21 protein-coding genes, 1 rRNA gene and 1 pseudogene are annotated in these 26,811 nt (G+C 61.4%); 14 read left to right on the top strand and 9 right to left on the bottom strand.

What is annotated here, in order from left to right:
* The first annotated feature begins 108 nt into the window (after positions 1-108).
* The 7 genes from rrf to yfiB all read left to right on the top strand — a co-directional run bounded on the left by rrf (position 109) and on the right by yfiB (position 12,082).
* Positions 109-224 (top strand): 5S ribosomal RNA (gene rrf, locus QRN70_RS12190).
* Positions 225-377: 153 nt separating this feature from the next.
* Positions 378-3,830 (top strand): exodeoxyribonuclease V subunit gamma, encoded by a 3,453-nt coding sequence (recC, locus tag QRN70_RS12185; RefSeq protein WP_285417958.1) that lies wholly within the window; start codon positions 378-380, stop codon positions 3,828-3,830.
* On the top strand, positions 3,827-7,516 hold the full coding sequence (recB, locus tag QRN70_RS12180; protein ID WP_285417956.1) for an exodeoxyribonuclease V subunit beta: 3,690 nt from the start codon (positions 3,827-3,829) through the stop codon (positions 7,514-7,516). The genes recC and recB overlap by 4 nt, the downstream gene beginning before the upstream one ends.
* Entirely contained in the window at positions 7,513-9,621 is a 2,109-nt protein-coding gene (recD, locus tag QRN70_RS12175; protein ID WP_285417954.1) for an exodeoxyribonuclease V subunit alpha, read from the top strand. Before recB ends, recD begins: the two co-directional genes overlap by 4 nt.
* Before the next feature lie 120 nt (positions 9,622-9,741).
* Positions 9,742-10,317 carry a regulatory sequestration protein YfiR gene (gene yfiR / locus QRN70_RS12170; protein ID WP_285417953.1) on the top strand — a complete coding sequence of 192 codons (576 nt, stop codon included), beginning with the start codon at positions 9,742-9,744 and terminating at the stop codon, positions 10,315-10,317.
* The gene (gene dgcN / locus QRN70_RS12165; protein WP_285417951.1) at positions 10,314-11,582 is read left to right on the top strand and encodes a diguanylate cyclase DgcN/YfiN; all 1,269 of its coding nucleotides are present in this window, start codon (positions 10,314-10,316) and stop codon (positions 11,580-11,582) included. Before yfiR ends, dgcN begins: the two co-directional genes overlap by 4 nt.
* Before the next feature lie 5 nt (positions 11,583-11,587).
* Positions 11,588-12,082 (top strand): outer membrane lipoprotein YfiB, encoded by a 495-nt coding sequence (gene yfiB / locus QRN70_RS12160; RefSeq protein WP_502941564.1) that lies wholly within the window; start codon positions 11,588-11,590, stop codon positions 12,080-12,082.
* A 281-nt stretch (positions 12,083-12,363) separates the two neighbouring features.
* Here the strand turns inward: yfiB and QRN70_RS12155 are convergent, their stop codons facing one another.
* The 4 genes and pseudogenes from QRN70_RS12155 to QRN70_RS12140 all read right to left on the bottom strand — a co-directional run bounded on the left by QRN70_RS12155 (position 12,364) and on the right by QRN70_RS12140 (position 15,566).
* Positions 12,364-12,774: a hypothetical protein gene (locus QRN70_RS12155; RefSeq protein WP_285417949.1), complete on the bottom strand. Its 411-nt coding sequence runs from the start codon at positions 12,772-12,774 to the stop codon at positions 12,364-12,366.
* A 117-nt stretch (positions 12,775-12,891) separates the two neighbouring features.
* The gene (locus tag QRN70_RS12150) at positions 12,892-13,131 is read right to left on the bottom strand and encodes a pyocin S6 family toxin immunity protein (RefSeq protein WP_285417948.1); all 240 of its coding nucleotides are present in this window, start codon (positions 13,129-13,131) and stop codon (positions 12,892-12,894) included.
* Positions 13,132-13,143: 12 nt separating this feature from the next.
* A pseudogene (locus QRN70_RS12145) lies at positions 13,144-14,257 on the bottom strand (colicin E3/pyocin S6 family cytotoxin).
* Between the two features lie 361 nt (positions 14,258-14,618).
* Complete coding sequence (locus QRN70_RS12140) at positions 14,619-15,566, bottom strand: LysR family transcriptional regulator (RefSeq protein ID WP_285417946.1); 948 nt, start codon at positions 15,564-15,566, stop codon at positions 14,619-14,621.
* A gap of 149 nt (positions 15,567-15,715) precedes the next feature.
* Between QRN70_RS12140 and QRN70_RS12135 the strand changes: the two genes are divergently transcribed.
* Together QRN70_RS12135 and mmsB are read left to right on the top strand one after the other, a co-directional pair.
* Complete coding sequence (locus QRN70_RS12135; protein WP_285417944.1) at positions 15,716-17,242, top strand: CoA-acylating methylmalonate-semialdehyde dehydrogenase; 1,527 nt, start codon at positions 15,716-15,718, stop codon at positions 17,240-17,242.
* A gap of 9 nt (positions 17,243-17,251) precedes the next feature.
* The gene (gene mmsB / locus QRN70_RS12130; protein ID WP_285417942.1) at positions 17,252-18,139 is read left to right on the top strand and encodes a 3-hydroxyisobutyrate dehydrogenase; all 888 of its coding nucleotides are present in this window, start codon (positions 17,252-17,254) and stop codon (positions 18,137-18,139) included.
* A 91-nt stretch (positions 18,140-18,230) separates the two neighbouring features.
* Here the strand turns inward: mmsB and QRN70_RS12125 are convergent, their stop codons facing one another.
* From QRN70_RS12125 to QRN70_RS12110, 4 genes are all read right to left on the bottom strand, one after another.
* Positions 18,231-18,581: a cupin domain-containing protein gene (locus QRN70_RS12125; RefSeq protein ID WP_003221437.1), complete on the bottom strand. Its 351-nt coding sequence runs from the start codon at positions 18,579-18,581 to the stop codon at positions 18,231-18,233.
* Between the two features lie 108 nt (positions 18,582-18,689).
* Entirely contained in the window at positions 18,690-19,061 is a 372-nt protein-coding gene (locus tag QRN70_RS12120; protein ID WP_285417940.1) for a MerR family transcriptional regulator, read from the bottom strand.
* Positions 19,062-19,108: 47 nt separating this feature from the next.
* Entirely contained in the window at positions 19,109-19,684 is a 576-nt protein-coding gene (locus QRN70_RS12115; RefSeq protein WP_285417939.1) for an NAD(P)H-dependent oxidoreductase, read from the bottom strand.
* A gap of 45 nt (positions 19,685-19,729) precedes the next feature.
* Positions 19,730-20,611, bottom strand: a complete 882-nt coding sequence (locus QRN70_RS12110) for a LysR substrate-binding domain-containing protein (RefSeq protein WP_285417938.1) — start codon at positions 20,609-20,611, stop codon at positions 19,730-19,732.
* Positions 20,612-20,752: 141 nt separating this feature from the next.
* Here QRN70_RS12110 and QRN70_RS12105 point away from each other — a divergent pair, with 141 nt between their 5' ends.
* Positions 20,753-21,517, top strand: a complete 765-nt coding sequence (locus QRN70_RS12105) for a sulfite exporter TauE/SafE family protein (RefSeq protein WP_285417937.1) — start codon at positions 20,753-20,755, stop codon at positions 21,515-21,517.
* On the opposite strand, the gene QRN70_RS12100 is transcribed toward QRN70_RS12105, so the two are convergent.
* Entirely contained in the window at positions 21,507-21,821 is a 315-nt protein-coding gene (locus QRN70_RS12100; protein ID WP_285417936.1) for a putative quinol monooxygenase, read from the bottom strand. The genes QRN70_RS12105 and QRN70_RS12100 overlap by 11 nt on opposite strands.
* Positions 21,822-22,005: 184 nt before the next feature.
* On the opposite strand from QRN70_RS12100, the gene mdaB reads away from it, so the two are divergent.
* The 4 genes from mdaB to QRN70_RS12080 all read left to right on the top strand — a co-directional run bounded on the left by mdaB (position 22,006) and on the right by QRN70_RS12080 (position 26,775).
* Positions 22,006-22,596: an NADPH:quinone oxidoreductase MdaB gene (gene mdaB / locus QRN70_RS12095; RefSeq protein ID WP_285417935.1), complete on the top strand. Its 591-nt coding sequence runs from the start codon at positions 22,006-22,008 to the stop codon at positions 22,594-22,596.
* 79 nt (positions 22,597-22,675) lie between these two features.
* Entirely contained in the window at positions 22,676-23,587 is a 912-nt protein-coding gene (locus QRN70_RS12090; RefSeq protein ID WP_285417934.1) for a LysR family transcriptional regulator, read from the top strand.
* Between the two features lie 103 nt (positions 23,588-23,690).
* A complete protein-coding gene (locus QRN70_RS12085; protein WP_285417932.1) occupies positions 23,691-24,584 on the top strand; it encodes an NAD-dependent epimerase/dehydratase family protein in 894 nt (297 codons plus the stop codon).
* A gap of 469 nt (positions 24,585-25,053) precedes the next feature.
* On the top strand, positions 25,054-26,775 hold the full coding sequence (locus QRN70_RS12080) for a carbamoyltransferase family protein (protein ID WP_285417930.1): 1,722 nt from the start codon (positions 25,054-25,056) through the stop codon (positions 26,773-26,775).
* Positions 26,776-26,811: the final 36 nt, after the last annotated feature.

Raw genomic sequence — 26,811 nt, 5'->3', positions numbered from 1 at the left:
CAGATTGCGGTGTGTGAAGACGCAATGAACCGAAAGTTCGAGACAACACACAAACGATCGCATACCCAATTCGCTGGAACGTCGCAAGACGCGTCAGCTCAAGAATTTCTTGACGACCATAGAGCATTGGAACCACCTGATCCCATCCCGAACTCAGAAGTGAAACGATGCATCGCCGATGGTAGTGTGGGGTTTCCCCATGTGAGAGTAGGTCATCGTCAAGATTAAATTCCGAAACCCCAATTGCGAAAGCAGTTGGGGTTTTGTTTTGCCCGCAGGAAAGTTCGTACAGCATTTGCGGACGCCTTCCGGCTGTCACCGCCGGCCGACAGTGCTAAGGTTCTGCCTGGCTTTTGTACTTTTCCAAGGAAGCTTTTATGCCGGACGCTCAGTCCCTCAACGCTGCATTCATGGTGGTCCAGAGCAACAGCCTGGACGAACTGCGCAGCCTGGTGGTCAGCGTAATGCGGCGTTATCCGCTGGCTCCCTTGGAGAATGAAATCGCCCTTGTACAAAGCAATGGCATCGCCCAATGGCTCAAGCTGGCACTGGCTGAAGATCCTGAAGACGATGATCTGGGTGGCTGCGGAATTGCTGCAGCGATAGACGTGCAACTGCCAGGCAGTTTCATGTGGCAGCTATACCGCATGGTGCTGGGCAAAGATGAAATCCCGGCCAAATCCCTGCTCGACAAAGCGCCGCTAACCTGGCGCCTGATGCGTCTGTTGCCGCAGCTCATCGACCGTCCGCATTTCGAACCGCTGCAACGCTTCCTGACTCACGACAGTGATCTGCGCAAGCGTTATCAGTTGTCCGAGCGTCTGGCGGATCTATTCGACCAATATCAGGTATACCGCGCCGACTGGCTGGAGGATTGGGCCGAAGGACGCCACCAGTTGCGTAATGTAAGAGGCGAAGTGAAACCGCTGTCGCCCACCAATTGCTGGCAAGCCGAGCTCTGGCGCGCGCTTCTCGAGGACGTCGGTGAGCAAGGTATGGCACAAAGCCGCGCCGGTGTTCATCAGCGCTTTATCGAGCGCATCTCCCATCTTGAAGAGACACCGGTCGGCATCCCGTCGCGAGTGATCGTGTTCGGGATTTCTTCCCTGCCGGCTCAGGTGCTGGAGGCGTTGGCCGGACTCGCACGGTTCAGCCAGGTGCTGCTGTGTGTCCACAACCCTTGTCGGCATCACTGGGCAGATATCGTCGCGGACAAGGATCTGTTGCGGCACCATTACAAAAGGCAGGCGCGCAAAAGCGGAATGCCGGCAGTGCTGGATCCCGACTCCCTGCATCAGCACGCCCACCCGCTGTTGGCGGCCTGGGGCAAACAGGGCCGGGACTATATCAACCTGCTCGACAGCTACGATGACCCCAACAGTTACCGCGCGGCCTTTCGCGATGGGCGCATAGACCTGTTCAGCGAAACGCAGCCACAGAATATGCTCAATCAACTGCAGGATGACATTCTGGAGCTACGCCCACTCAACGAAACCCGCACCTGCTGGCCACCGGTCGATCTCGCTTGTGACGACTCCATCCGCTTTCACATTGCCCACAGCGCCCAGCGCGAAGTCGAGATTCTCCACGATCAGCTCCTGGCCCGATTCAGCGCCAACCCACAATTGCGGCCTCGCGATGTCATCGTCATGGTGCCGGACATCGACAGCTATGCACCGCACATTCGTGCGGTGTTTGGCCAGCTCGATCGGCATGATCCACGCTTCATCCCGTTCACCCTGGCGGACCAGGGCCAGCGCGGTCGCGACCCCTTGCTGATCGCTGTCGAGCATCTGTTGAAGTTGCCGGATAGCCGATTCCCGGTCAGCGAAATCCTCGACCTGCTCGACGTCCCAGCACTGCGTGCTCGCTTCGGCGTGCAGGAACGGGATCTGCCGACCCTGCATCGCTGGATCGAAGGCGCTGGTGTGCGCTGGGGCATGAACGCCGAGCAGCGTGCCGGGCTTGGACTGCCAGAGGAGCTGGAGCAGAACAGTTGGCGTTTCGGCCTGCGGCGCATGTTGCTCGGTTACGCGGTGGGCACCTCCAATGCCTGCGCGGGTATCGAACCCTATGATGAAATCGGCGGGCTGGATGCGGCGTTGATCGGTCCGCTGGTGGCGTTGCTGGACACCCTGGAAATTTCCCATCAGCAACTCATGCAACCGGCGCAGCCGCAGGAATGGGGCAATCGTCTGCAGGCGTTGCTGCAATTGTTCTTCAAGGCTGACAACGAACATGACGACTATTTGCTGAGCCAACTCGAAGAGCTGCGCGAAACGTGGCTGGAAACCTGTGAGGCCGTCGGTTTGCAGGAGGAGTTGCCGCTGACCGTAGTTCGTGAAGCCTGGTTGGCCGGTCTGGATCAAGGTCGACTGTCCCAGCGTTTTCTCGCCGGTGCAGTGAATTTCTGTACGTTGATGCCGATGCGTGCGATCCCTTTCAAACTGGTCTGTCTGCTCGGGATGAACGATGGTGATTACCCGCGGGCACAGCCGCCGCTGGACTTTGACCTGATGGGCAGCGATTACCGACCTGGCGATCGGTCCCGGCGCGAGGATGACCGCTATCTGCTGCTTGAGGCGCTGTTGTCGGCCCGACACCAGCTCTACATCAGTTGGGTCGGCCGCAGTATTCGCGACAACAGTGAGCGCCCGGCATCGGTGCTGATCGGACAATTGCGCGATCACCTCGCCAGTGGTTGGCGCTTGACCGATGAAAGCCGGGACTTGCTGGCTGCCCTGACCGAAGAGCATCCGCTGCAACCTTTCAGTGCCCGTTACTTCCACGAAGGCGAGGCGCTGTTCAGCTATGCCAGCGAATGGCAGGTGTTGCATCAGCAGCACGCACCGCTGGGCGAAACCGAGCTGCTGGAGCCTCATGTTCAGGAGGAACCGCTGAGTCTCGCCTTGCTGCAGGATTTCCTGCGCAATCCGGTTCGGCATTTCTTCACGCAGAGACTCAAGGTGTATTTCGAATCTGCCGAGGCACCGTTGGCGGATGAAGAACCCTTCGTGCTGGATGCGCTGCAGCGCTATACGCTGAGCGACAGTCTGCTCGCGGCCGCGCTCGGTCAGCCGGACAATGTCGAACAGGCACTGGCCGCGCAGGCTCAACGGTTGCAGGCCAGCGGGTTGCTGCCCATGGCCGGTTTTGGCGAGTGCCTGCAAAAGGAGTTGATCGAGCCATTACCGGATTTGCTGCAACGTTATCAACAACTCCTGGCGTTATGGCCTACTCCCGTGACCAGTGCGATTGCGATCAGTATCGAGTCCCAGGGGTTGAGTCTGGAGGGCTGGCTCGGTGGCCTGCATCGGCGTGCCGATGGCGGCATGCTCTCGGTCTCGACGATTCCCAATAGCATCGGCTCGATCAAAAGCCGCAAGTGGCATCGGCTGATAAAACCATGGGTCAACCACCTGGTGGCCTGTGCCAGTGGACTTTCCTTGAGCACCGCATTGGTGGCCAGCGATGACACCTTGCTGCTCGAGCCGATGGCGCAGGAGCGCGCGCTCGGGTTGCTGGGCGAGTTGCTGCTCGCCTGGCGGGCAGGCATGCGCCAACCACTGCCGGTCGCGGTCAAGACAGCGTTTGCCTGGCTGGCTCAGAGCGATCCGCTCAAGGCCCAGGCCGCTGCGCGCAAAGCCTACGAAGGCGATGGCCAGACCAGCGAAGGCGAGCGGCGCGAAAGTCCGGCATTGAGCAGGCAGTTCCCCGATTACGACGCACTGTCGGCGGACGAGACGTTCTCTGGCTGGTGCGAGACGTTGTACCGACCCTTGCTGGAAGCACCTTGGCGATCACTGACCGGCGAGGGGGCACAGGCATGAGTGACAAGACACCGCTTGCCCTGGCGTTCCCGCTGCGGGGAAGCCAGTTGATCGAGGCCAGCGCCGGTACCGGCAAGACCTTCACCATTTCCGCACTGTACCTGCGCCTGATTCTTGGCCACGGCGGTGCGTCCAGTGGGTTCAGTCATGAACTCTTGCCGCCGCAGATCCTGGTGGTGACATTCACCGATGCGGCGACCAAAGAGCTGCGCGAACGCATTCGCACGCGGCTGGCCGAAGCCGCGCGGTTCTTCCGTGACGAGACGCCGGCCCCCGATGCATTGATCAGCCAGCTGCGCGAGCAGTTCGAACCGGCGCAGTGGCCCGGTTGCGCCAATCGTCTGGATATCGCCGCACAGTGGATGGACGAGGCCGCCGTCTCGACGATCCACAGTTGGTGCCAACGCATGCTGCGCGAGCATGCGTTCGACAGTGGCAGTCTGTTTACTCAGTCACTTGAGACCGATCACAGCGATCTGTTGGGCGAAGTGCTGCGCGATTACTGGCGCCTGTTCTGCTATCCGATGCAGGGCGACGCTCTGAACTGGGTGCGCAACAACTGGGGCGGACCGGCAGCCTTGTTGCCGCGGGTGCGCGGATTGTTCGCCAGCGAGCGTGACAGCAACGAAGACAGGACGCCTGCCGAACTCATCGATGAGTGCCTGCAGGAGCGTCGTGCTGCCCTGGTCGAGCTGAAAATGCCCTGGCAACAGTGGGCAGACGAATTGCTCGCGATCTGCCAGCAAGGCGTTGCCAGCAAAGCGGTCGACGGTCGCAAGATGCAGGCGCGTTACTTCGAGCCGTGGTTCGAAAAGCTCAAGGCCTGGGCTGAAGACGAGGCTCTGGAGCAACTCGATATCGGTACCGGCTTTACTCGACTGACGCCCGAAGGCATGGCCGAAGCCTGGAAAGGCCAGGCCCCGGATCACCCGGGCCTGGATGCCATGGCGACGTTGAAGTCGCGTCTCGACGAATTGCCCAGCCCCGATGCTGCAGTGTTGCAGCATGCCGCCAGGTGGGTCGGCAATCGCTTTGAAGAAGAGAAACGTCGGCGCGCCGAAATGGGTTTCGACGACATGCTGCTGCGCCTCGATGCGGCGTTGCAGGCTGAGGGCGGCGAACGTCTTGCCAGCCTGATTCGCGAGCAATTTCCGGTCGCCCTGATCGACGAATTTCAGGACACCGATCCGGTGCAGTACCGCATCTTCGAAAGCATCTATCGCATCGAGGAGAACAACTCCGAGACCGGGCTGTTTCTGATCGGCGACCCGAAACAGGCGATCTACGCGTTTCGCGGTGCGGACATCTACACCTATCTGCGTGCGCGTCAGGCGACGACGGGGCGCCTGCATACCCTCGGGACCAACTTCCGTTCCAGTCACGCCATGGTGCGTGCGGTGAACCATGTGTTCGAACGTGCCGAAATCCGCGAGCAGGGCTGGGGAGCGTTTCTGTTCCGCGCAACCACTGGCGACAACCCGGTGCCGTTTCTGCCTGTGGCGTCCCAGGGACGCAAAGAACAACTGCAGATAGCCGGGCAGGAAGTCCCGGCACTGAATGTCTGGCAATTGTCCAGCGAGCAGCCGCTGTCCGGCGCGGTGTACCGCCAGCAACTGGCCGCCGCGTGCGCCAGTGAAATCACAGCGTTGCTCAATGGCGGGCAGGCCGGCCAGGCAGGGTTCGTGGAAGACGGCAAGGATTGGCGAGGCGTGCGACCGGCGGACATCGCGATTCTGGTGCGCGACGGTAAAGAGGCGCAGTCCGTGCGCAGCGAACTCGCAGCCCGCGGCGTGCGCAGTGTTTACCTGTCCGACAAGGATTCCGTGTTCGCCGCCCAGGAAGCCCACGACCTGCTGACTTGGTTGAAGGCCTGTGCCGAGCCGGATGTCGAACGCTCGCTGAAGGCCGCCCTGGCCTGCGTCACGCTGAATCTGCCATTGGCCGAGCTGGAGCGCCTGAACCAGGATGAACGGGTCTGGGAAAACCGGGTCATGCAGTTCCGCAGTTATCGTGAGCTCTGGCGCAAGCAGGGCGTGCTGCCGATGCTGCGTCGCCTCCTGCATGATTTCCATCTGCCGCGCGCGCTGCTGGCCCGCAGTGATGGCGAGCGAGTCCTGACCAACCTGCTGCATTTGTCGGAGCTGCTGCAACAGGCCGCCGCCGAACTCGATGGCGAGCAGGCACTGATCCGTTATCTGGCCGAGCATCTGGCCTTGTCCGGCCAGGCCGGCGAAGAACAGATCCTGCGTCTGGAGAGCGACGAACAGCTGGTCAAGGTCGTGACCATCCACAAGTCCAAGGGGCTTGAGTATCCGCTGGTGTTCCTGCCGTTCATCTGTTCGGCGAAACCGGTCGATGGCAGTCGCCTGCCGTTGCACTACCACGACGCCTCGGGCAAGGCGCAGGTCAGTCTGAAACCGACAGCCGAACTGATTGCGCGGGCAGACAACGAGCGCCTGGCCGAGGATCTGCGTCTGCTCTACGTCGCCCTGACCCGCGCACAACACGCCTGCTGGCTGGGAGTGAGCGATCTCAAGCGCGGCAATAACAACAGTTCCGTGCTGCATTTGTCGGCATTGGGCTATCTGCTCGGCGGCGGCGCATTGCTGGGCGAGTCGAGCAAGTTGAATGGCTGGTTACGTGATTTGCAGGATAACTGCCCGGCAATCAGCGTCGCCGAGATGCCGCTCGCTACCACCGAGCACTACCAGCCGCCGCGCGATCAAACCCTGTTACGCGCGACGCTCTTGCCCAAGCGCAAGGCCAGCGAGAACTGGTGGATCGCCTCCTACAGTGCCTTGCGCATCAGCGACGTGCTGAGCGTTGGTAGTGACGAGGCACCGGACAGTCCGCAGGCGCAAAAACTCTTCGATGACGAACGGCTCGATCCGGATGCCATGCGTGACATCGTTGTCGGTGGTGCGGATATCCACCGATTCCCCCGCGGTCCGAACCCGGGGACGTTTCTGCATGGCCTGCTCGAATGGGCGGGTGAAGAAGGGTTCGACGTATCCCGTGAGGCATTGGCGGATGCCGTTGCGCGACGCTGCAATCGCCGTGGTTGGCAGGGCTGGATCGTCACGCTGAGCGACTGGTTGCAGCACCTGCTCAAAGCACCGTTGCCAGTCGGCGTTGAGCAGCCGCCGGTGGTGTTGGGGCAGTTGACGCACTATCAGGTGGAGATGGAGTTCTGGTTCGCCAGCCACAAGGTCGATGTACTGAAACTCGACGAACTGGTGCGGCAGAGCACGCACAATGGTCAGGCCCGAGTGGGGGCCGAAGCGGTCCAGCTCAATGGCATGTTCAAGGGTTTTATCGACCTGACGTTCGAACATGCGGGCCGCTACTACGTTGCCGATTACAAATCCAACTGGCTGGGGGCCGACGACCTCGCCTATACCAGCCAGGCCATGGAGCAGTCGATTCTCGACAACCGCTATGACCTGCAATACGTGCTGTACCTGCTGGCACTGCATCGCCAGCTCAAGGCGCGGCTGGCCGATTACGATTACGACCGGCATATCGGCGGTGCGCTGTATCTGTTTCTGCGTGGAACACGGGCAGCCAGCGGGGGCGTGTATTTCGTGCGTCCGCCGCGCGAGCTGATCGAGCGCCTGGATCGAATGTTCCAGGGCAAACCGGAGCCGAAAGCCGAACCCGCGTGGGAACAGGGAGTATTGCTATGAGCCGCACGTTCGCCGATCTGCTGCCAACGCCATTGGCGGCCGACAGTCTGGCCAACCTGATGCCCCTGACCCACGCCGGTGATCTGCTGCTGTTGCTCGGCCGTTGGGTCGAACGTGGCTGGCTGCGTTCGCTCGACAAGGCGTTCGTGGCTTTTATCCATGACCTTGCGCCTGACGCCGATCCATTGGTTTTGCTGGCCGCCGCGTTGACCAGCCATCAGCTCGGTCATGGGCATGTCTGCCTGGATCTGTTCGAGACCCTGAAGGCACCGGATTTCGCCCTGTCGTTGCCGCCCGAAGGTGACCTGCAAGGTGGCGTGCTGTTGCTGCCGTCGCAGTTGCTCGAGACCCTCGACGGCGCCCACTGGTGCAAAGTGCTGGCAGCCAGTCCGTTGGTGGCTTTGGCGGCGGATGCGAGCGAGGCCGCTGCGCAGCGTCCGCTGGTGTTATCCGGCAAGCGCCTCTATCTACGCCGTTACTGGACGTACGAGCGGCGCATCGACAGCGCCTTGCGCCAACGGCTCGCGCAACAGGAGCCGACCCCGGGCGATCTGCCGCAACGTCTGGACGAATTGTTCGGCCCGGCCAGGAGCGCGGGGCCGATCGACTGGCAGAAACTCGCCTGTGCCCTGGCCACGCGCGGCGCATTCAGCATCGTCACTGGTGGTCCCGGGACCGGCAAAACCACCACGGTCGTGCGTCTGTTGGCTCTGCTCCAGGCGCCTGCGGTCGCGGCGGGTCAGCCGCTGCGTATTCGTCTCGCGGCACCCACGGGGAAGGCGGCGGCACGCTTGACCGAGTCGATCAGCCAGCAGGTGCAATCGCTGAAGGTGCCCGAGTCCGTGCGCGAGAAGATTCCCTGCGACGTGACCACGGTGCACCGCTTGCTCGGCAGCCGCCCGGGTACCCGACATTTTCGACATCACGCCGGTAATCGCTTGCCGCTGGATGTCTTGGTGATCGACGAAGCGTCGATGATCGACCTGGAGATGATGGCCAATCTGCTCGATGCCTTGCCGGCCCATGCGCGTCTGGTGTTGCTCGGTGACAAGGATCAGCTGGCTTCGGTGGAGGCCGGGGCAGTGCTGGGCGATTTGTGCCGGGATGCCGAGGCCGGCTGGTACAGCCCGCAGACTCGCCAGTGGCTGGAGTCGGTGAGTGGTGAGTCAATGTCGGACAGCGGTTTGCGCGAGGGCACCGACGGTTCGCATCCACTGGCTCAGCAAGTGGTGATGTTGCGCCATTCGCGACGCTTCGGTGAGGGCAGTGGTATCGGTCAGCTGGCGCGGCGGGTCAATCAGCAACGGCCGGACGAAGCTCGTCAGCTGCTGCTCGCCCGTAGTCATGACGATGTGTTCTCGCTGCCGCTCAAGGGGGAACAGGATCGGGCGCTGGAGCGTCTGCTGCTCGACGGGCACGGCGAGGGGCCGCAGGGCTACCGGCATTACCTGAGCGTGTTGCGCAACCAGCGTCCGGCGCCTGCGGCGTCGTTCGATGATGGTGCCTGGGTTGACTGGGCGCGCGCGGTTCTGCAGGCGTTCGATGACTTCCAGTTGCTCTGCGCAGTACGCAAGGGACCGTGGGGAGTGGAAGGCCTGAACCAGCGCATTACCGCGGCCCTGCTCAAGGCGCGCCTGATCGACAGTGACCAGCAATGGTACGAAGGTCGGCCGGTGTTGATGACCCGCAACGATTACGGCCTGGGCTTGATGAACGGCGATATCGGTATTGCCCTCAAGCTGCCGGAGCGCGATGGGCCGGATGCCGGCAAAGCGGTGTTGCGTGTGGCCTTTCCGCGCAATGACGGCCAGGGCGGGGTGCGCTTCGTGCTGCCGAGTCGGCTCAATGATGTCGAAACCGTTTACGCAATGACTGTGCACAAATCCCAAGGCTCGGAATTTGCCCACACGGCGTTGATCCTGCCGGACGCATTGAACCCGGTGTTGACCAAGGAGCTGATCTACACCGGCATCACCCGGGCCAAGCACTGGTTTACCTTGATCGAGCCGCGAGCCGGGGTCTTCGAGGAAGCGGTGCTGCGCAAGGTCAAGCGCCTGAGTGGCCTGATGCTGGAACTGGAGGAGGGCGCCGCGCCTCAGGGGTGAAAGGCCCATGGCGGTTCAAGCGCGTAACTGACCAAACCGTCAGAAGCACTGTATCGCTGGCGTATCAGCGCTGTGCTATCGTTGCGGCATCATTTCGTTACGATCCAAGAGAATCCCTGCATGAAGGTGGCTGTCTGGGCGACAGAGCGCGTAGTTGGCTGCAAGCGAGTGCTGCTTGTCGGTCTGCTCTGTTTACTGTCGGGTATGGTGTTCGCGCAAACGCAAACGCCGCCGAGCATGGCCGAGCAACGGGCCAGGTCGGTGACCCAGGTGGTGCTTGGCATTCTCAGTTATGCGCGCTGGCCGGTGGAACCGGCGCAACTGCGCCTGTGCATCGTCGGCCCCACCGAATACACCGATGACCTGGTCAAGGGCACGACCCAGGCCACTGGCCGCCCGGTCATCGTACGCCGCCTGCTGGCCGACAACCCGGCCATCGTCAGCGAGTGCGACGCGGTGTACATCGGCAAGCTCACCGCTGAGGAACGCAGTCGACTGTTTGCTTCCCTGATCGGCCATCCGGTGTTGAGCATCAGCGAGGGTGGCGATCAGTGCACGGTCGGCAGTCTGTTCTGTCTGCGGGTCGGCGATGAGCAGGTGTCGTTCGAGGTCAACCTCGACTCCGTCGCCCGCAGCGGCGTGCGCATCCATCCGAGCGTGTTGCAGTTGTCACGCCGCAAACCGGCGGCGCCATGAAACTGTTCAAAACGGATGCCCGCCCGACTCTCGGCTCGGTGATCGGTCGCGGTCATCTGATCGTCGCGCTGGTGGCGGTAGCGATGGCCAGTGTGTCCCTGACCTTGCTCGGTGTGCTGGCCTTACGGGTCTACGCCGACCATAACCTGCAACTGATCGCGCGTTCGATCAGTTACACCGTGGAAGCCGCCGTGGTGTTCAACGACAAGGCCGCCGCCACCGAATCGCTGGCCTTGATCGCCTCGACCGAAGAGGTCGCGGACGTGCAGGTGCTGGACGCCCAAGACCAGCTGATTGCGCATTGGCAGCGCCCGGAAAACGGTTTTATCTCCGAACTGGAAATGCAGATTGCCCGGGCGATTCTGGAAAAACCGGTGAACCTGCCGATCGTCCATCAGGAACGGGAAATCGGCCGGATTCTGCTGACCGGCCATGGCGGCAGTCTGATGCGTTTTCTGCTCAGCGGTCTGGCGGGAATCATTCTGTGTACCGCCATCAGCGCCTGGGTCGCGCTGTATCTGGCCCGCCGACAATTGCACGGGATCATCGGCCCGTTGCACAGCCTTGCCGCCGTGGCGCACGCCGCGCGCAGTGAGCGGGCGCTGGATCGCCGCGTGCCTCGGGCGAGAATTGCCGAACTGGATAATCTCGGCAGCGACTTCAATGCCCTGCTCGACGAGCTCGAATCCTGGCAAACCCACCTGCAGAGTGAAAACGAAACCCTCGCTCACCAGGCCAGCCACGACAGCCTCACTGGCCTGCCCAATCGGGCCTTTTTCGAGGGCCGGTTGATTCGCGCCTTGCGCAGCGCCAACAAGCTCGATGAGCGGGTGGCGGTGCTGTTTCTCGACAGCGACCGCTTCAAGGGTATCAACGACAATTTCGGCCATGCCGCCGGCGACGCGGTGTTGGTCGCCGTGGCCAATCGGGTGCGTGCGCAGTTGCGTGAAGAGGATCTGGTGGCGCGCTTGGGCGGCGACGAATTCGCCGTGTTGCTGACACCGCTGCACAAGATCGAAGACGCCGAGCGCATCGCCGACAAGATTCTCACCAGCATGGACACGCCCATTGCGCTGCCTGGCGACACCAGTGTGGTGACCTCGCTCAGTATCGGCATCGCGGTTTTCCCCGATCATGGCAGCACCCCTGGCGCCTTGCTCAATGCCGCGGATGCGGCGATGTACCAGGCCAAGCGCCTGTCGCGCGGCGCCCAATTCACGGCCGGGTCGGAGCACCCGGTCGCCCATGTTCAAACCAGGAGCTAACGTCCGTGTTGTGTTTTTCTTCCCGACTGTTTTCCACCGTGCTGATGATTGCCGTACTGGCCCTGAGCGGCTGCCAGACCGCGCCGCAGAAAGGCCTGACGCCGGCTCAGATCGCCGTATTGAAACAACAGGGTTTCGAGCTGACCGATGAAGGCTGGGCGTTCGGCCTGTCGGGAAAAGTGCTGTTTGGCAGTGATGTCGAAACCCTCAATTCGCAAAGTACGCAAATCGTCGAGCGTATCGGCAAGGCCTTGTTGAGTGTCGGCATCGAGCGGGTGCGGGTCGATGGCCACACCGACGCCTCGGGCAAGGAAAGCTACAACCAGCAGCTGTCACTGCGCCGGGCGCAAAGCGTGCGCAAGGTGCTGACCTCCGTCGGCATGAAGGATGAAAATATCCAGCTGCAAGGCCTCGGTAGCAGCGAACCGGTGGCCTCGAACGACACGGCGGCTGGCCGCACGGAAAATCGTCGTGTCGCGATTGTGGTCAGCGCCGACTAATCGTCGTTCTCGACAAGGAGCTAACCTTAACAGCCCTGACCGGTTACAGCGCAACGTTACGCTTGCTGGCCCAGCGTCGTCGCATTGAACTGGAGGGATCTGGCTCTAAGCGGGTGTCGATTCAGGATACGGTCATCCATTTGGTTGAGCGCGAATAGGACAATCGCCAATTCGCCTTAAGAGTTGTCAATCGGGGGAAGACCTTAGCTAACCTGGCAAAAGATGGAGCTGCAGCGTCTCTTTCGGACAGCTCACAGATACGAAAAGAAGCATCAGATACGCTAACTTGGACCAGGTTCAGAAACGCTATTGGTCTCCTTTCGCGCGTTCACTACGGCCAGGACGGCCAGCCAGGCGAAAGAAAGCAACCAGACGTAGTAGCCATAGGTATAACCAATAACGGTAAATCTGCCGTCCTCGTCGTACCAACTCACGAACTGTAATTGCACCGACAGTCCCGCCAGCAAGGCGAGTACTGCATAGATGAAGCTTCGCTTGGCGTTTCGAGTCCGGTAAGCGGCTATAAACAAGGGATTCGCTAACCAAGCAGCGTAACCGTAGACCATGGCCAGTAACCCTGTGATGAATGCAAACCATCCCGGTAACATGTCTTCGGTGAGCGTTCCATGCAGCCAGTTATCATCTTTTTGGTGAACCGCTGGTAGGGCAAGGCTGAGCAAGTATAGGGCCATGCCGAGATCGCGAAGTTCGAGACGTCGCTTGGGCCACCTCATTGTCGTGATGCTCTGGCGTCGTTTGCCGTAATTTTTTTGTTAGTCATGACACTGCTTCAGACGAATCGAAAAGTTTCAGCTTCGTACACCGATAAAAAGATCTAATTCAGTGGGCAATTGCTCATTTATTGCTGTGGAAATTTGTTGAACTTGCCCAGACGTCAGTAAAAGCTCGCCATCACATTCAGCAGCAAGACTTTGCCATCCGAGAATATCCATTACCGCTTGTTCAAACTCAGGCGGAACGGTTAGAGAGTACTTCAACGAGTCGTCTTCGTTATCTTCGTCCAAAAATCCGCTAATCCATAGATGCATGGCTTTTTCTCTCTATTTAGGGGTGGTTCTTCCTGGTTTTGCTGCCTTGGTTTGCTCGCCTGTTTCCGCGTCGAACTCCCCCAAGTGCCTGCCCTGCTTGTCGTACATTTCAACTGCTCCGTGCTGACTGTCCCATTCGTAGATACGGCCCTTACTATCCTTCCAGCGCGCGCGTTTTTTACCACCGCCTTGAACAGCGCTTTTGCTTCTCGTGCTTACTGCATCAGGAAATGCCGTCAGTCCTTTAGGCGCCGGGTAATAACTATGGTCACCTGATACGCTGAGCGAAATGTAAATCGGCTGAATATCGGTGTTAGGAAATGTGATGATTGCATCTTGGTAGTCTGGCGGATACACCGGATTGACCAGTATCTTATTGGCCGGTTCGGTGGGCGGATACACCCACACAGACGGTAGTTTCGGGGCGCCTTCCAATGCAGGAATTCCCAGTACCCCATCAGGGTTTGCCGCTGGTGTCCAGGTGAGGCCAATCCCGTTGCCGATGTCAGCAACAAATTTATCGCCGTCTTTCTTACCTTCGATGACCGGGACATTCTCCCAATCCGATTTACCGCCCGTGTAGAAGCCGTAGGCGTTAACGGAGCCATCCGGCAGAGTCTTCACGTTGACGCGTACACGGGTGCGGCCAGATTCAAGCGTTGCGTATTGATCGTTCTTGTAGAAGGCGCTGTCCGGTGAAATGCTGGTGTTCCAGCATCCCAACCGTACCTGTTACAAAGCCAGCGGCAACAACGCCTGATCCTTTCAGCAGACCCAGTGATAGCGACCCGCCAAGACGTTTAGCAATTGCACTGGCAGTAGCAGACCCGCCCACCAGTTGGAGTGGGGTGCCTTGGGCTGTAATCGCTGTCCCGGTTCCAAGCACAGCCCACAGTCCGTAGTCGGCCAGTTTCTCAACAGGCACAAATCCGGACGGGTTCTTGTGGTCGATCACACCGTCAGGGAGGTTGCAGCTCTTGGCAAACACACAGCCCATTGTGTAGGGCTTGCCTTCTGGTTTTGGTGCTAGGTCTTTGTATTCTGCCCAGCGCTGAGCATGGGTATCGACAGGTTCTACGCCGCTGTTGCGGTAGCCCTTCGGTGGATTGGGTACATAGCCAGACATGCAGCTTCCTTTCGTCCTTGAAGAATTCCAGCCTGTAGCTGGGGCAGCATCGACCTGACCGGGAAGCTCAAGCAATGGCTGTAGGACGCCCCCCCAAAAAGCCTTGCTGAGTGTTCCCTGTCTTCCGTGTCATTTGCTGGGCGCGAAGGATAGCGTGTTGGGAAGCGCTCTTGAATGATGGCAGCTTGCCGTAGCAGTCTTCGACAATGTAGCCGCCATGACAGCGTTAAATTCAAAATAAAAGTAAGGACTTCGATGCGCTCTCAAAGGTTACGAGTCGCGTACCAAACCCTGTTACAAAACGCTTGAAAAAGGCCTGCTGACCTCGTTACGAAGCGGCCACATAGTTCCTTGAAACTTGTCAGTCGGCAAACCGCATCTCCCGACTCTGCCCCATCAACAGCCCCTGATTGCGCTCGGTCACCTCCCTGATGTAATCCCACAACAGAGTGATCCGCTTCAACTTGCGCAGATCCTCCCGGCAGTACATCCAGAACTGCCGGGTGATGTCGATTTCTTCGGGCAGCACCGGCAGCAGGCGTGGGTCCTGGGCGGCGAGGAAGCATGGCAGGATCGCCAGGGAACGTCCTTGCTGCGCCGCGACGAACTGGGCGATCACGCTGGTACTGCGCAGGTGGGCGCTGGCGCCGGGCAGCACGTTCGCCAGGTAGAGCAGCTCCGAGCTGAACGCCAGGTCATCCACGTAACTGATGAATCGATGTTTGCCGAGGTCGGCGGGGCGGCGGATCGGTGGGTGTTTGTCGAGGTAGTCCTGGGTCGCGTACAGCTGCAAGCGGTAGTCACACAGTTTGCAGCAGACGTACGGCCCGTGCTCCGGGCGCTCGAGGGCGATGACGATATCGGCCTCGCGTTTGGACAGGCTGATGAAGTGCGGCAGCGGCAGGATGTCCACCGAGATCGCCGGGTAGGCGTCGACGAAATGGCTCAGCTGCGGGGTGATGAAGAAGCTGCCGAAACCTTCGGTGCAACCCATGCGCACATGCCCGGACAGCGCCACACCGGATCCCGATACCTGCTCGCAGGCCATGTGCAGCGTACTCTCGATCGACTCGGCATAGCCCAGCAGACGCTGGCCCTCGGCGGTCAGGACGAAGCCGCTGGTGCGCGACTTCTCGAACAGCAAGGTGCCCAGTGCCGCCTCCAGCGAACTGATCCGCCGCGACACGGTGGTGTAGTCCACCGCCAGGCGTTTGGCGGCGGTGCTGGCCTTGCGGGTGCGGGCGACTTCGAGGAAGAACTTGAGGTCGTCCCAGTTCAGCGAACCTAAAGAGGTGATGTTTTTTTGCATGATGGACTGGCTTATATGTGCGTTCTTATTAGAAGTTTGCACATCTATACTCCAAAAACAGTCCGACAACCAATTCGCGACACACGCCTCATCTCAAGGCGAACCTTTCGCCTTGGCTCCTACGATAAAAACAAGTTTTGGAGACCAGCATGAACGCATCGCTTACGCCCAACGAAACCACGATCCACAAGGTCAAGCTGCTGATCGACGGTGAATGGGTCGAGTCGCAATCCAGCGAATGGCACGACATCGTCAACCCGGCAACCCAAGAGGTGCTGGCCAAGGTGCCGTTCGCCACTGCCGCGGAAGTCGATGCTGCCGTCAGCGCCGCCCAGCGCGCGTTCCAGACCTGGAAACTGACCCCGATCGGCGCCCGCATGCGCATCATGCTCAAGCTGCAAGCGTTGATTCGCGAGCACTCCAAGCGCATCGCCGTGGTCCTCAGCGCCGAGCAGGGCAAAACCATTGCCGACGCCGAGGGTGATATTTTCCGTGGCCTGGAAGTGGTCGAACACGCCTGTTCCATCGGCACCCTGCAAATGGGCGAGTTTGCCGAGAACGTCGCCGGTGGCGTCGATACCTATACCCTGCGCCAGCCGATCGGCGTCTGCGCCGGCATCACTCCGTTCAATTTCCCGGCGATGATTCCGTTGTGGATGTTCCCGATGGCCATCGCCTGCGGTAACACCTTCGTGCTGAAACCTTCGGAGCAGGATCCGCTGTCCACCATGCTGCTGGTGGAGCTGGCCATCGAGGCTGGCGTTCCGGCCGGCGTGCTCAACGTCGTGCATGGCGGCAAGGATGTGGTCGATGGCCTGTGCACCCACAAGGACATCAAAGCGGTGTCGTTCGTCGGGTCGACGGCGGTCGGTACGCACGTCTATGACCTGGCCGGCAAACACGGCAAGCGCGTGCAATCGATGATGGGCGCGAAGAACCACGCCGTGGTGCTGCCGGATGCCAATCGCGAGCAAGCGCTGAATGCCTTGGTCGGCGCCGGTTTCGGTGCGGCCGGGCAACGTTGCATGGCCACTTCGGTGGTGGTGCTGGTCGGTGCGGCGAAGCAGTGGTTGCCGGATCTGAAAGCGCTGGCGCAGAAACTCAAGGTCAACGCCGGCAGCGAGCCGGGCACCGATGTCGGCCCGGTGATTTCGAAGAAAGCCAAGGCGCGGATTCTCGAGCTGATCGAGAGCGGCATCAAGGAAGGCGCGAAACTCGAGCTGGACGGCCGCAACATCAGCGTGCCGGGCTATGAAAAAGGCAACTTCGTCGGCCCGACCCTGTTCTCCGGGGTGACCACCGACATGCAGATCTACACCCAGGAAATCTTCGGCCCGGTGCTGGTGGTGCTGGAAGTCGACACCCTCGACCAGGCCATCGCGCTGGTCAACGCCAACCCGTTCGGCAACGGCACTGGCCTGTTCACCCAGAGCGGTGCGGCGGCGCGCAAATTCCAGACGGAAATCGATGTGGGCCAGGTCGGCATCAACATTCCGATTCCGGTGCCGGTACCATTCTTCAGCTTCACCGGTTCGCGGGGCTCGAAACTCGGCGACCTCGGCCCGTACGGCAAGCAAGTGGTGCAGTTCTACACCCAGACCAAAACGGTCACGGCGCGCTGGTTCGATGACGACAGCGTCAATGACGGCGTGAACACCACCATCAACCTGCGCTGAGGATCGGCCATGAAAATCGCATTTATCGGACTCGGCAACATGGGCGCACCGATGGCGCGCAACCTGATCAAGGCCGGTCATTCGCTTAACCTGGTGGACCTGAACAAAACCGTGCTGGCGGAACTCGAGCAACTGGGCGGCACCATTCGCGCTTCGGCCCGGGAAGCGGCCGAGGATGCCGAGCTGGTGATCACCATGCTCCCGGCGGCCGTGCATGTACGCAGCGTCTGGCTCGGTGAGGACGGCGTGCTGGCCGGCATTCGTCAAGGCGTGCCGGCGGTGGATTGCAGCACCATCGATCCGCAGACCGCCCGCGATGTGGCCGCCGCAGCGGCCAAACAAGGCGTGGCCATGGCCGATGCGCCGGTCTCCGGCGGTACGGGCGGCGCAACGGCCGGGACGCTGACCTTCATGGTCGGCGCCACGCCTGAGCTGTTCGCCACCCTGCAACCGGTGCTGGCGCAGATGGGCCGCAACATCGTCCATTGCGGTGAAGTCGGCACCGGACAGATCGCCAAGATCTGCAACAACCTGCTGCTGGCCATCTCGATGGTCGGCGTCAGCGAAGCCATGGCCCTCGGCGATGCGCTGGGCATCGACACCACGGTGCTGGCCGGGATCATCAACAGCTCGACCGGGCGTTGCTGGAGTTCGGAGATGTACAACCCGTGGCCGGGCATCGTCGAAACGGCCCCGGCCTCGCGCGGCTACACCGGCGGTTTTGGTGCCGAGCTGATGCTCAAGGACCTGGGCCTGGCCACTGAGGCGGCTCGTCAGGCGCACCAGCCGGTGATGCTCGGCGCGGTGGCGCAGCAGTTGTATCAGGCCATGAGCCAGCGCGGAGACGGCGGCAAGGACTTTTCGGCGATCATCAACAGCTATCGCAAACCGCAGTAAGACCGCTTCACCGGCACCCCAGTGGGGCGCCAGACAGCCTGCAGCAGTATTGCCGGGAAATCACGTCGGGTGGTTTCCCGGCTTTTTTGTATCAGGCGAAGACGAAATATTTGCGCACGGTCTCGACCACTTCCCAGGTGCCTTTCATCCCCGGCTCGACCACGAAGATGTCGCCGGCGCGCAGGTGGATCGGCGCCATGCCATCCGGGGTGATGATGCAGTAGCCTTCCTGGAAGTGGCAGTACTCCCACTTCACGTAGTCGACGCGCCACTTGCCCGGCGTGCAGATCCAGGTGCCCATGATCTTGCTGCCGTCTTCGCTGGTGTAGGCGTTGAGGTTGACGGTGTGCGGGTCGCCTTCGAGTTTTTCCCATTTGCAGGCATCGAGTACCGGCAGCGGGTGGGTATCGCGCAGAACAGTGATAGGGGCGGTCGCGGTCATGAGGACTCCGGGCAGTGAAGGTTGGGAATGAAGTCGCACCCTATAGCGCCCGTTGGCCCTCCGGTTGTCTGTGCTCGACATCGAGCTGTCCAGAAACGCGCCTGACTCCTACAACCGTTGCAGCGGACATTCACTGCGGGCCTGCGCCAGGCTGGCTTCGAAGACTTGCAGCTGCTGATATTGCTGCTCGAGTTCGGCCCTCTGCGCGCGGTTCTCGCGTTTTTTTCGGTCGATGGCCTGTTGCGCCTGGGCCCAGGGCATCGTCTCGCCGTGATGCTCGGCGAAGATCGCCTGCAATTCCTTGAGGCGGAAACCCAGGGCCTTGGCGCACTTGATGAAGATCAGCAGTTCGACACTCTGCTCATCGTAGAGCCGATAATTGCCCTGGCGCCGGGGCTGCGGCAACAGGCCGATCGACTCGTAGTGGCGGATGCTTTTGATAGTGGTGCCGGAGCGTTGCGCGGCCTGGCCGATGTACATAAAAGTCCTTTTTCAAGTTGAAACTGCGCGGCGCATTATCGGAGGACTCAGCGCCTGGCGATAGCCTGGGCCTGGTGCAACCACGCTTGCCGCTGCCGGGCGCTGGAGCCCAGTACCGGGCCGAATGTCAGCGTGCGCCGCGGAGTGATTCCACAGAATTGCAGGGTGGTCTTGCGCACTTCATGCAGCCCGGGCATGTGATGGAACCAGCGGTAATACCAGACCGGGGTGTCCAGGGTGACCAGCAGATGTGCGGTGCGGCCCTTGAGCAATTTGTCGGGGAAGGCCTTGCCGGGTCGATACTTGAAGGCGAAACCCGGCAGAAACACCCGGTCGAAGAAACCCTTGAGCAGCGCCGGAATGCCACCCCACCAGATCGGATAGACCAGCGTCAGGTGTTCGGCCCAGAGAATGTCGGCCTGCGCGTCACTCAAGTCGGCTTCCAGCGCCTGCTCCTGCTGGTAACCCTGGCGCAGCACCGGGTCGAACGCCATTTCGCCGAGGCGCAGCTGGCGCACTTCGTGGCCGGCAGCCAGCGCCGCTTGCGTGTAATCGGCGGCGAGCGCGGCACAGAAGCTGGTCGGCGAAGGATGGCCGAGAATCAGCAGAATGCGTTTGCCCATGGTCACGTTCCCTGTCGCTAAAAAGCCAAGGATGAAGTCTGCCCCTTAGGGGAGAGTCAAGGCGTGCAGCAGCGCCTGGGCATAGTTCGGCAGGTGCGTGAAGTCCCTGGCGCACAACCGCAATGTGCGGCGCGCCCAGGGTTCATTGAGGGGCACGCTGATGAAGGCGCCTGATGTCGTGCGCTCGACGGCGGCCAGCGGCACGATGGCCAGGCCGGCACCGCGAGCGACCATGCGCATCACCCCGTCGAAACCATCGGCGCGGATGCGCACCTGCATGCGCGAGCCGCTGTGCAGAGCCTGTTCCTCGAGATAGATGGCCAGCGCGCTGGCCGCCCCCAGCGCGACGAAATCATGCTGCAGGGCGTCGCTGAAACCGAGCTCGGCGGCGTCGGCCAAGGGGTGGTCGAGCGGCAGAATCAGCACCAGGGGGTCGTCGCGAAACGCTCGGGTCTGCAGGCCGCTGGTGTCGACCGCATCGGAGACGATGCCGAGATCCGCGGCGCCCTGGCGCAAAGCGTGGGTGATGCGCGCGCTGGGCAGCTCCTGCAGGTCGATATCGAGGTTGGGATGGTGGCGCAGAAAATCGGCGAGCACTTCCGGCAGGTATTCGCTGATCGCCGTGGTGTTGCATAGCAGCCGCACCTGACCTTTGACGCCATGGGCGTAATCCGCCAGATCCTGCTGCATGCGCTCGGCCTGCTGCAGAAGAATGCGCGCGTGTTGCGCCAGGGCCTTGCCCGCCGGTGTCGGCGTAACACCACGGCGGCCGCGGTGCAGAAATTCGGTGCCCAGCGAGGTTTCCATGGCGCGGATGCGCGCGCTCGCGGCGGCCAGCGAGAGGTGGCTGCGCGCGGCGCCGGCGGTGATGTTGCCGCTGTCGAGCACGTGCAGGTAGAGGCGCAGGTCGGTGAGGTCGAAATGCATGATTGGCGCGAGCTCCGCAGGAGGGCAGGGCTGGCGCTGGCGCCAGTTGCCTCGATGATTGATCCAGCCTCTTGTGTTGGCAGAGGCTGCCTCAATATATGGCAGCTTTTCAAGCTGCCAGCCACGGCCCACAGTGGCGCCATGAACATATTCGTCGACTTTTATCAGAACCTCGGCCTAGCCTTGACCATACTGGTCATCGCGACTTTCGCCATCGCTGGCACCGTCAAGGGCGTCATCGGCCTTGGCCTGCCGACAGTCGCCATGGGCCTGCTCGGTCTGGCTATGGCCCCGGCACAGGCTGCGGCGTTGCTGATTATCCCGGCGACGCTGACCAACCTCTGGCAACTGGCGTTCGGCGGCCATCTGCGGGCGCTGGTCAAACGGCTGTGGCCGATGCTGCTGGCGATTTTTCTGGGCAGCGGGATCGGCACGTCATGGATCGGCATGGCTGGCGGGCACTGGGTGGTGCGCGGACTCGGCGCGGCGCTGTTGCTCTATGCGCTGAGCGGACTGTGGCTGCCGCCGCTGCGAGTCAGCCACCGCCACGAAGCATGGCTGGGGCCGCTGTGCGGGGCGATCACGGGCATCATCACCGCGGCCACCGGCGTGTTCGTGATTCCGGCAGTGCCTTACCTGCAGGCGCTGGGCTTGCGACGCGATGAACTGGTGCAGGCGTTGGGCCTGGCGTTCACGGTGTCGACCCTGGCGCTGGCGGCCGGGCTGCTGTGGCGCGGGGCGTTGGGCGGCGGTGAATTGAGCGCGTCGCTGCTGGCGCTGATCCCGGCGCTGCTCGGCATGTGGCTCGGGCAATGGCTGCGGCTGCGGATCAGCGCCGTGCTGTTCAAGCGTGTGTTCTTCATCGGCCTGGGCGCGCTCGGTGCCCATCTGTTGATCAGCGGTTAGCCGATGAGGCACTGAGCATTTCAATCGGGCGGATCTCGAAATCGCGCTCCAGATAATCCATGCGCCGGGCGAAGAACTCGCGCATGTGCGGCAGGTTGGAATGCACGTCGAGATGCGCCTGGGACTGCCAGATCTCGTAGAAGATGAACAAGGTCGGATCAGCCTTGTCGCGCAGCATGTGGTACTCGATGCAACCCGGCTCGGCACGGCTCGGTTCGACGTAGGCACGGAACAACGCTTCGAAGGCCTCGGCGGTTTCCGGGCGGGTCTTGGCGTGCAGGATGAAACCGTGGCGTTCACTCATCGAAAACAACTCCTCAAGTTCGAATGGCCGCCAATCCTAAGGCAACAATCCAGCGCTGATTCGTGCGTTTTGCTCAAATGTATTTTGCGCAAGCACGGCTTATTCCGCGCGAACTCCATCGCTAATCTGCCGCCATTCCTTTTCCCTACTCCATCCAGCCACATGGCTGTGCCGAGGCGTTTTCATGAAAAAAGTCCTGTTGCTCAATGGCGGTAAACAATTCGCTCACTCCGACGGTCGCTACAACACCACCTTGCACGAAGCTGCCCTCAGCGTGCTCGATCGCGGCGGCATCGACGTCAAGACCACCTTCATCGACGCGGGCTACGACGTCGCCGAAGAGGTGGCAAAATTCCTCTGGGCCGACGTGATCATCTATCAGATGCCCGGCTGGTGGATGGGCGCGCCGTGGACGGTGAAAAAGTACCTCGACGAAGTCTTCACCGCCGGCCACGGCAGCCTTTACGCCAGCGATGGCCGGACCCGTTCCGATGCCTCGCAGAAGTACGGCAGCGGCGGTCTGATCCAGGGCAAGCAGTACATGCTGTCGTTGACCTGGAACGCGCCGCAGCAGGCTTTTGACGATCCGAGCGATTTCTTCGAGGCCAAGGGCGTGGACGCGGTGTACTTCCCGTTTCACAAGGCCAACGAATTCCTCGGCATGACTGCACTGCCAACGTTTCTCTGTGTCGACGTGATGAAGCGGCCGAACATCGACAACGACGTGGTGCGCTATGAGCAGCACCTCAAAGAGGTGTTCGGCCTCAAGGCCTGACGGGTTTCGGGCTACTATCGCTGGCACCAGCCCAGGATCGCCGCCGGCGGCGATCCTGGCGATCTCGACGAGGACACCCGTGAAAGCCAGATCCGATGAGTTGCAGATTTTCGTCTGCGTGATCGAATGCGGTTCGATTTCCGCCGCCGCCGAGCAGGTCGGGCAGACGCCGTCGGCGGTCAGTCGCACGCTGTCGCGACTGGAGGCCAAGCTCGACACCACCCTGATCAACCGCACCACGCGGCGCATGGATCTGACCGAGGAGGGCAAATACTTCTTCGAGCAGGCCAAGCTGATTCTCGATCAGATGGATCAACTGGAAGAACGCCTGTCCTCGCGGCAGCAGAACCCGTCCGGGCGCTTGCGTATCAACGCCGCGTCGCCGTTCATGCTGCACGCCGTGGTGCCGTACATCGACGAATTCCGCCGGCTCTATCCGGACATTCAGCTCGAACTCAACAGCAATGACCTGATCATTGACCTGCTGGAACAAAGCACTGACGTCGCCATCCGCATCGGCACCCTCGCCGACTCGACCCTGCACGCGCGTTCGCTCGGCTGCAGCCCGTTGCTGATCGTCGCCAGCCCGGCCTATCTGCAGCAGCACGGCGAACCGCTGCAGGTCGCCGATCTCAGCGCCCACACCCTGCTGGGTTTCACCCAGAACGAAGGCCTCAACCAGTGGCCGCTGCGCCATGTGCACGGCGATCGCTGGTCGATCACTCCGGCGATCAGCGCTTCCAGCGGCGAGACCGTACGTCATCTGGCACTGGAGGGGCAGGGCATCGCGTGCCTGTCGCACTTCATGACCATCGACGATATCCGCGCCGGCCGGCTCAAGGTGTTGCTGGCGCAGTTCAACAGCGGTTATCGCCAGCCGATCAACGCCGTGTACTACCGCAACTCGCAACTGGCGTTGCGTATCCAGTGCTTCCTCGACTTTATCCAGAGCAAACTGGCGGCGTACGCCAGCGCCGATTTCAAAGGCTGACTCGTGATCCCTGCGCAACAGTGATTTGGCTGCGGGCAGGTTTTTCCGCCGCCAGCGCAGGTCGATACTCGTTGCATCACTTATTCACGCAGGGAGTTTGGCCATGAACGTATTCGTCACCGGCGCCGCCGGTTTTATCGGCGGTTCCATCGCCACCGGTCTGGTGCAGGCCGGGCACGCTGTCACGGGGCTGGTGCGCAGCGCCGCCCAGGCCGAGGAACTGCAAGCCCTGGGCATCACTCCGGTCATCGGCACCCTCGACGACCCGGCATTGCTGGCCGAGCAGGCCCGGGCCGCCGACGCGGTGATCAACGCCGCCAGCAGCGACCATCGCGGCGCCGTCGAAGCCTTGCTCGGGGCCTTGCGTGGCTCGCACAAAGTGTTCCTGCACACCAGCGGTTCGAGCATCGTCGGCGATGCGTCCGGAGGCAAATCCAGCGACGTCATCTACTTCGAAGACAACCTGCCGGAGCCGACCGTCGACAAGGCGGCGCGCGTGGCCATCGACCAGCTGATCCTCGCCGCCGCGCAGGATGGCGTGAACTCGGCGGTGATCTGCAACACGCTGATCTACGGCCACAGCCTCGGTGTGCATCGCGACAGCGTGCAATTGCCGCGACTGTTGCGACAGGCACGTAAAAGCGGCGTGGTGCGCCACGTCGGCAGCGGGCAGAACATCTGGTCCAACGTGCACATCGAAGACGTCGTCGCCCTGTACCTGCTGGCGCTGACCCGCAACGTGCCAGGCACGTTCTACTTCGTTGAAAGCGGCGAGGCGGCGTTCATCGACATGACCACCGCCATGGCCGAGGCCCTGCAACTGGGCGCGCCCCAGGACTGGCCGCTGAAAGACGCCGAAGCCGAATGGGGCTACGAAATGGCCAACTACGGCCTCGGCTCCAACAGTCGCGTGCGCGGCAGGCACGCCCGCCAACTGCTGGGCTGGACACCGAAGCGCACCTCGGTCGTGGAGTGGATCCGTCACGAGATGTTGTGAGTCCCGCGCTCTATACATTGCTGAACCTGCAGACGCTGGCATGCCAGCCTGCAGGTTTTTTTTTGCCCGTGCCGCCCCCGGAACGACGGCGGATGACGGTGGTATTTAATTTTTAGCAAGGACGGCGTGGGGTGCCTGGAAAATTACCGACTAGGCTGTCAACCGGTTAAACGAAGGTGGCGCTGATGACGTACCGATTGGGTATCGCCGTCAACGGTCAGCAGGCATGAGGCCAGCTCGACACGCCACTGCCCCTGGAGTTTCTGGCAAAAGGATTTTGCGATGGCAACACACCCCGATGCCTTCTGGTAAAGGCGTATCCCCGGCGGACACACAGCGTTCCGCTTTCTCCCGATACATGACGCTCGGCCATTGACGGCCGGCCTCTGTCGTTGACTCAAGCTGGCGCACGGCACGCAGTGAGCGTGGGCGCAGCCATCACTTCAATTGGCATGAACAAGGAATAGTTATGATCATTCTGGGTGTTACGAACAATGATTTGGCCGGCGCCTGCCTGGTCCGTGATGGCGAGATCCTCTGCGCAGTCAGCGAGGAACGCTTCACTCGCATAAAGGATCACAAGGTCTGGCCCGCCAGGTCGATCGAGTTTGTTCTGAGCCAGGCTGGCGTTTCACTCGAGGATGTCGACTATGTCGCCTACGGCTGGAACGCCGGCTTCAACGCCGATAAACATCTCGAGCTGTACTTCGACCGCATCGTCGAGGAGGTCAGGGGCAATCCCCAGGGCCTGGCGCAGTTCCGCCAACGCGTCACCGATGAAATCAACAACGACAAAGGCAAGCGCGCCGAGTTTGACCAGTACATTGCGGCCAATGGCCTGACCGGCAAGGCGTATTACATCGATCACCATGAGTGCCATGCGCTGGGTGCGTATGTCTGCTCGCCTTTTGACGAAGCGCTGACCCTGACTTGCGACGGCCGCGGTGATTTCCAGTCCCTCACCGTGACCTGGTACAGCCCGACCGAAACCACCGTGCTGCAACGCGAAACCAGCATCGACAGCCTCGGCTATTTCTACGGGCGGATTACCCACCTGCTCGGTTACAAGCCCAACCGGCATGAGGGCAAGGTCACCGGTCTGGCGGCGTTCGGCGACCCGCAAAAGCTGCTCGGGGTGATGCAGCAGATGATCCGTTTCGAAGACGGCCGGATCAAAGCATCCTGCGGCGACATGTTCCTGCCGTCCTACAACACCTACAGTGAATCGCTGACCAGCCGCTTCGCCCGGGAAACGCCGGAGGACATCGCCGCCGCTGTGCAGCGCCACAGTGAAGACCTGCTGGTGGCGATCGTCAGCCATCACCTGGCGCAGCGCGGCAGCAGCAACCTGTGCCTGGCCGGCGGGGTGTTCGGCAACGTCAAGCTCAACCAGCGTCTGCGCGAGATTCCCGCGGTGAAGAACGTTTATGTGCTGCCCTGCATGGGCGATGGCGGGCTGGCCCTGGCCGCAGCGGTCGGGGCGGCCTATCTGCAGAACGGTAGCCGTTTCCGTAACCCCTCGATGATGCTCGGGCCGCAGGCGCGCAGCGTTTCGCAGAACATCAACCTGATCAACCGTGACTACCCGGAGCTGGGTTATCACACGCCATCGAACATCATTGAGGTGCTCACCGATGCGCTGCTGGCGAATCAGGTGCTGGGCATGTTCAAGGGCAAGATGGAATTCGGCCCGCGTTCGCTGTGCAACCGCAGCATCGTCTATCACGCGCAGGATGCCGAGGTGAATGACTGGCTGAACAAACGCATGCACCGCACCGAGTTCATGCCCTTCGGTCCGGTCACCGCGATCGAGCAGGCAGAGGCCTGTTACGTCGGTTGGGACGCGTCCCAAGTGGCCGCCGACACCATGACCATGACCTACGACTGCCACCCGCAATTTCGCGAAGCCAGTCCCGCCGTGGTGCACATCGACGGCACCGCACGGCCGCAGATCATCCGCCCGCAGCGCGACCCATTCATGCATCGCCTGCTGACGGCCTGGCATCAGCGGACCGGGCAGGCCGCCTTGATCAACACCTCGTTCAACCGCCACGAAGAACCGATCGTGTGCTCGTCCCAGGACGCCCTGGATGCGCTGAAAGAAGGGATGGTCGACCTGGTGATCATGAGTGAAGCGCTGATCGTCTGGCGCAAGGGCAAAAACCCGTTCACCCAGCAACGCTTCGAATAAACGAGGGCCGTCAGGGTTCCTTTGGAGCCCTGACGC

It is taken from the genome of Pseudomonas sp. efr-133-TYG-5 (assembly GCF_030209175.1).
GTDB lineage: Bacteria > Pseudomonadota > Gammaproteobacteria > Pseudomonadales > Pseudomonadaceae > Aquipseudomonas.
This window is presented reverse-complemented; position numbering and strand designations above follow the sequence as displayed.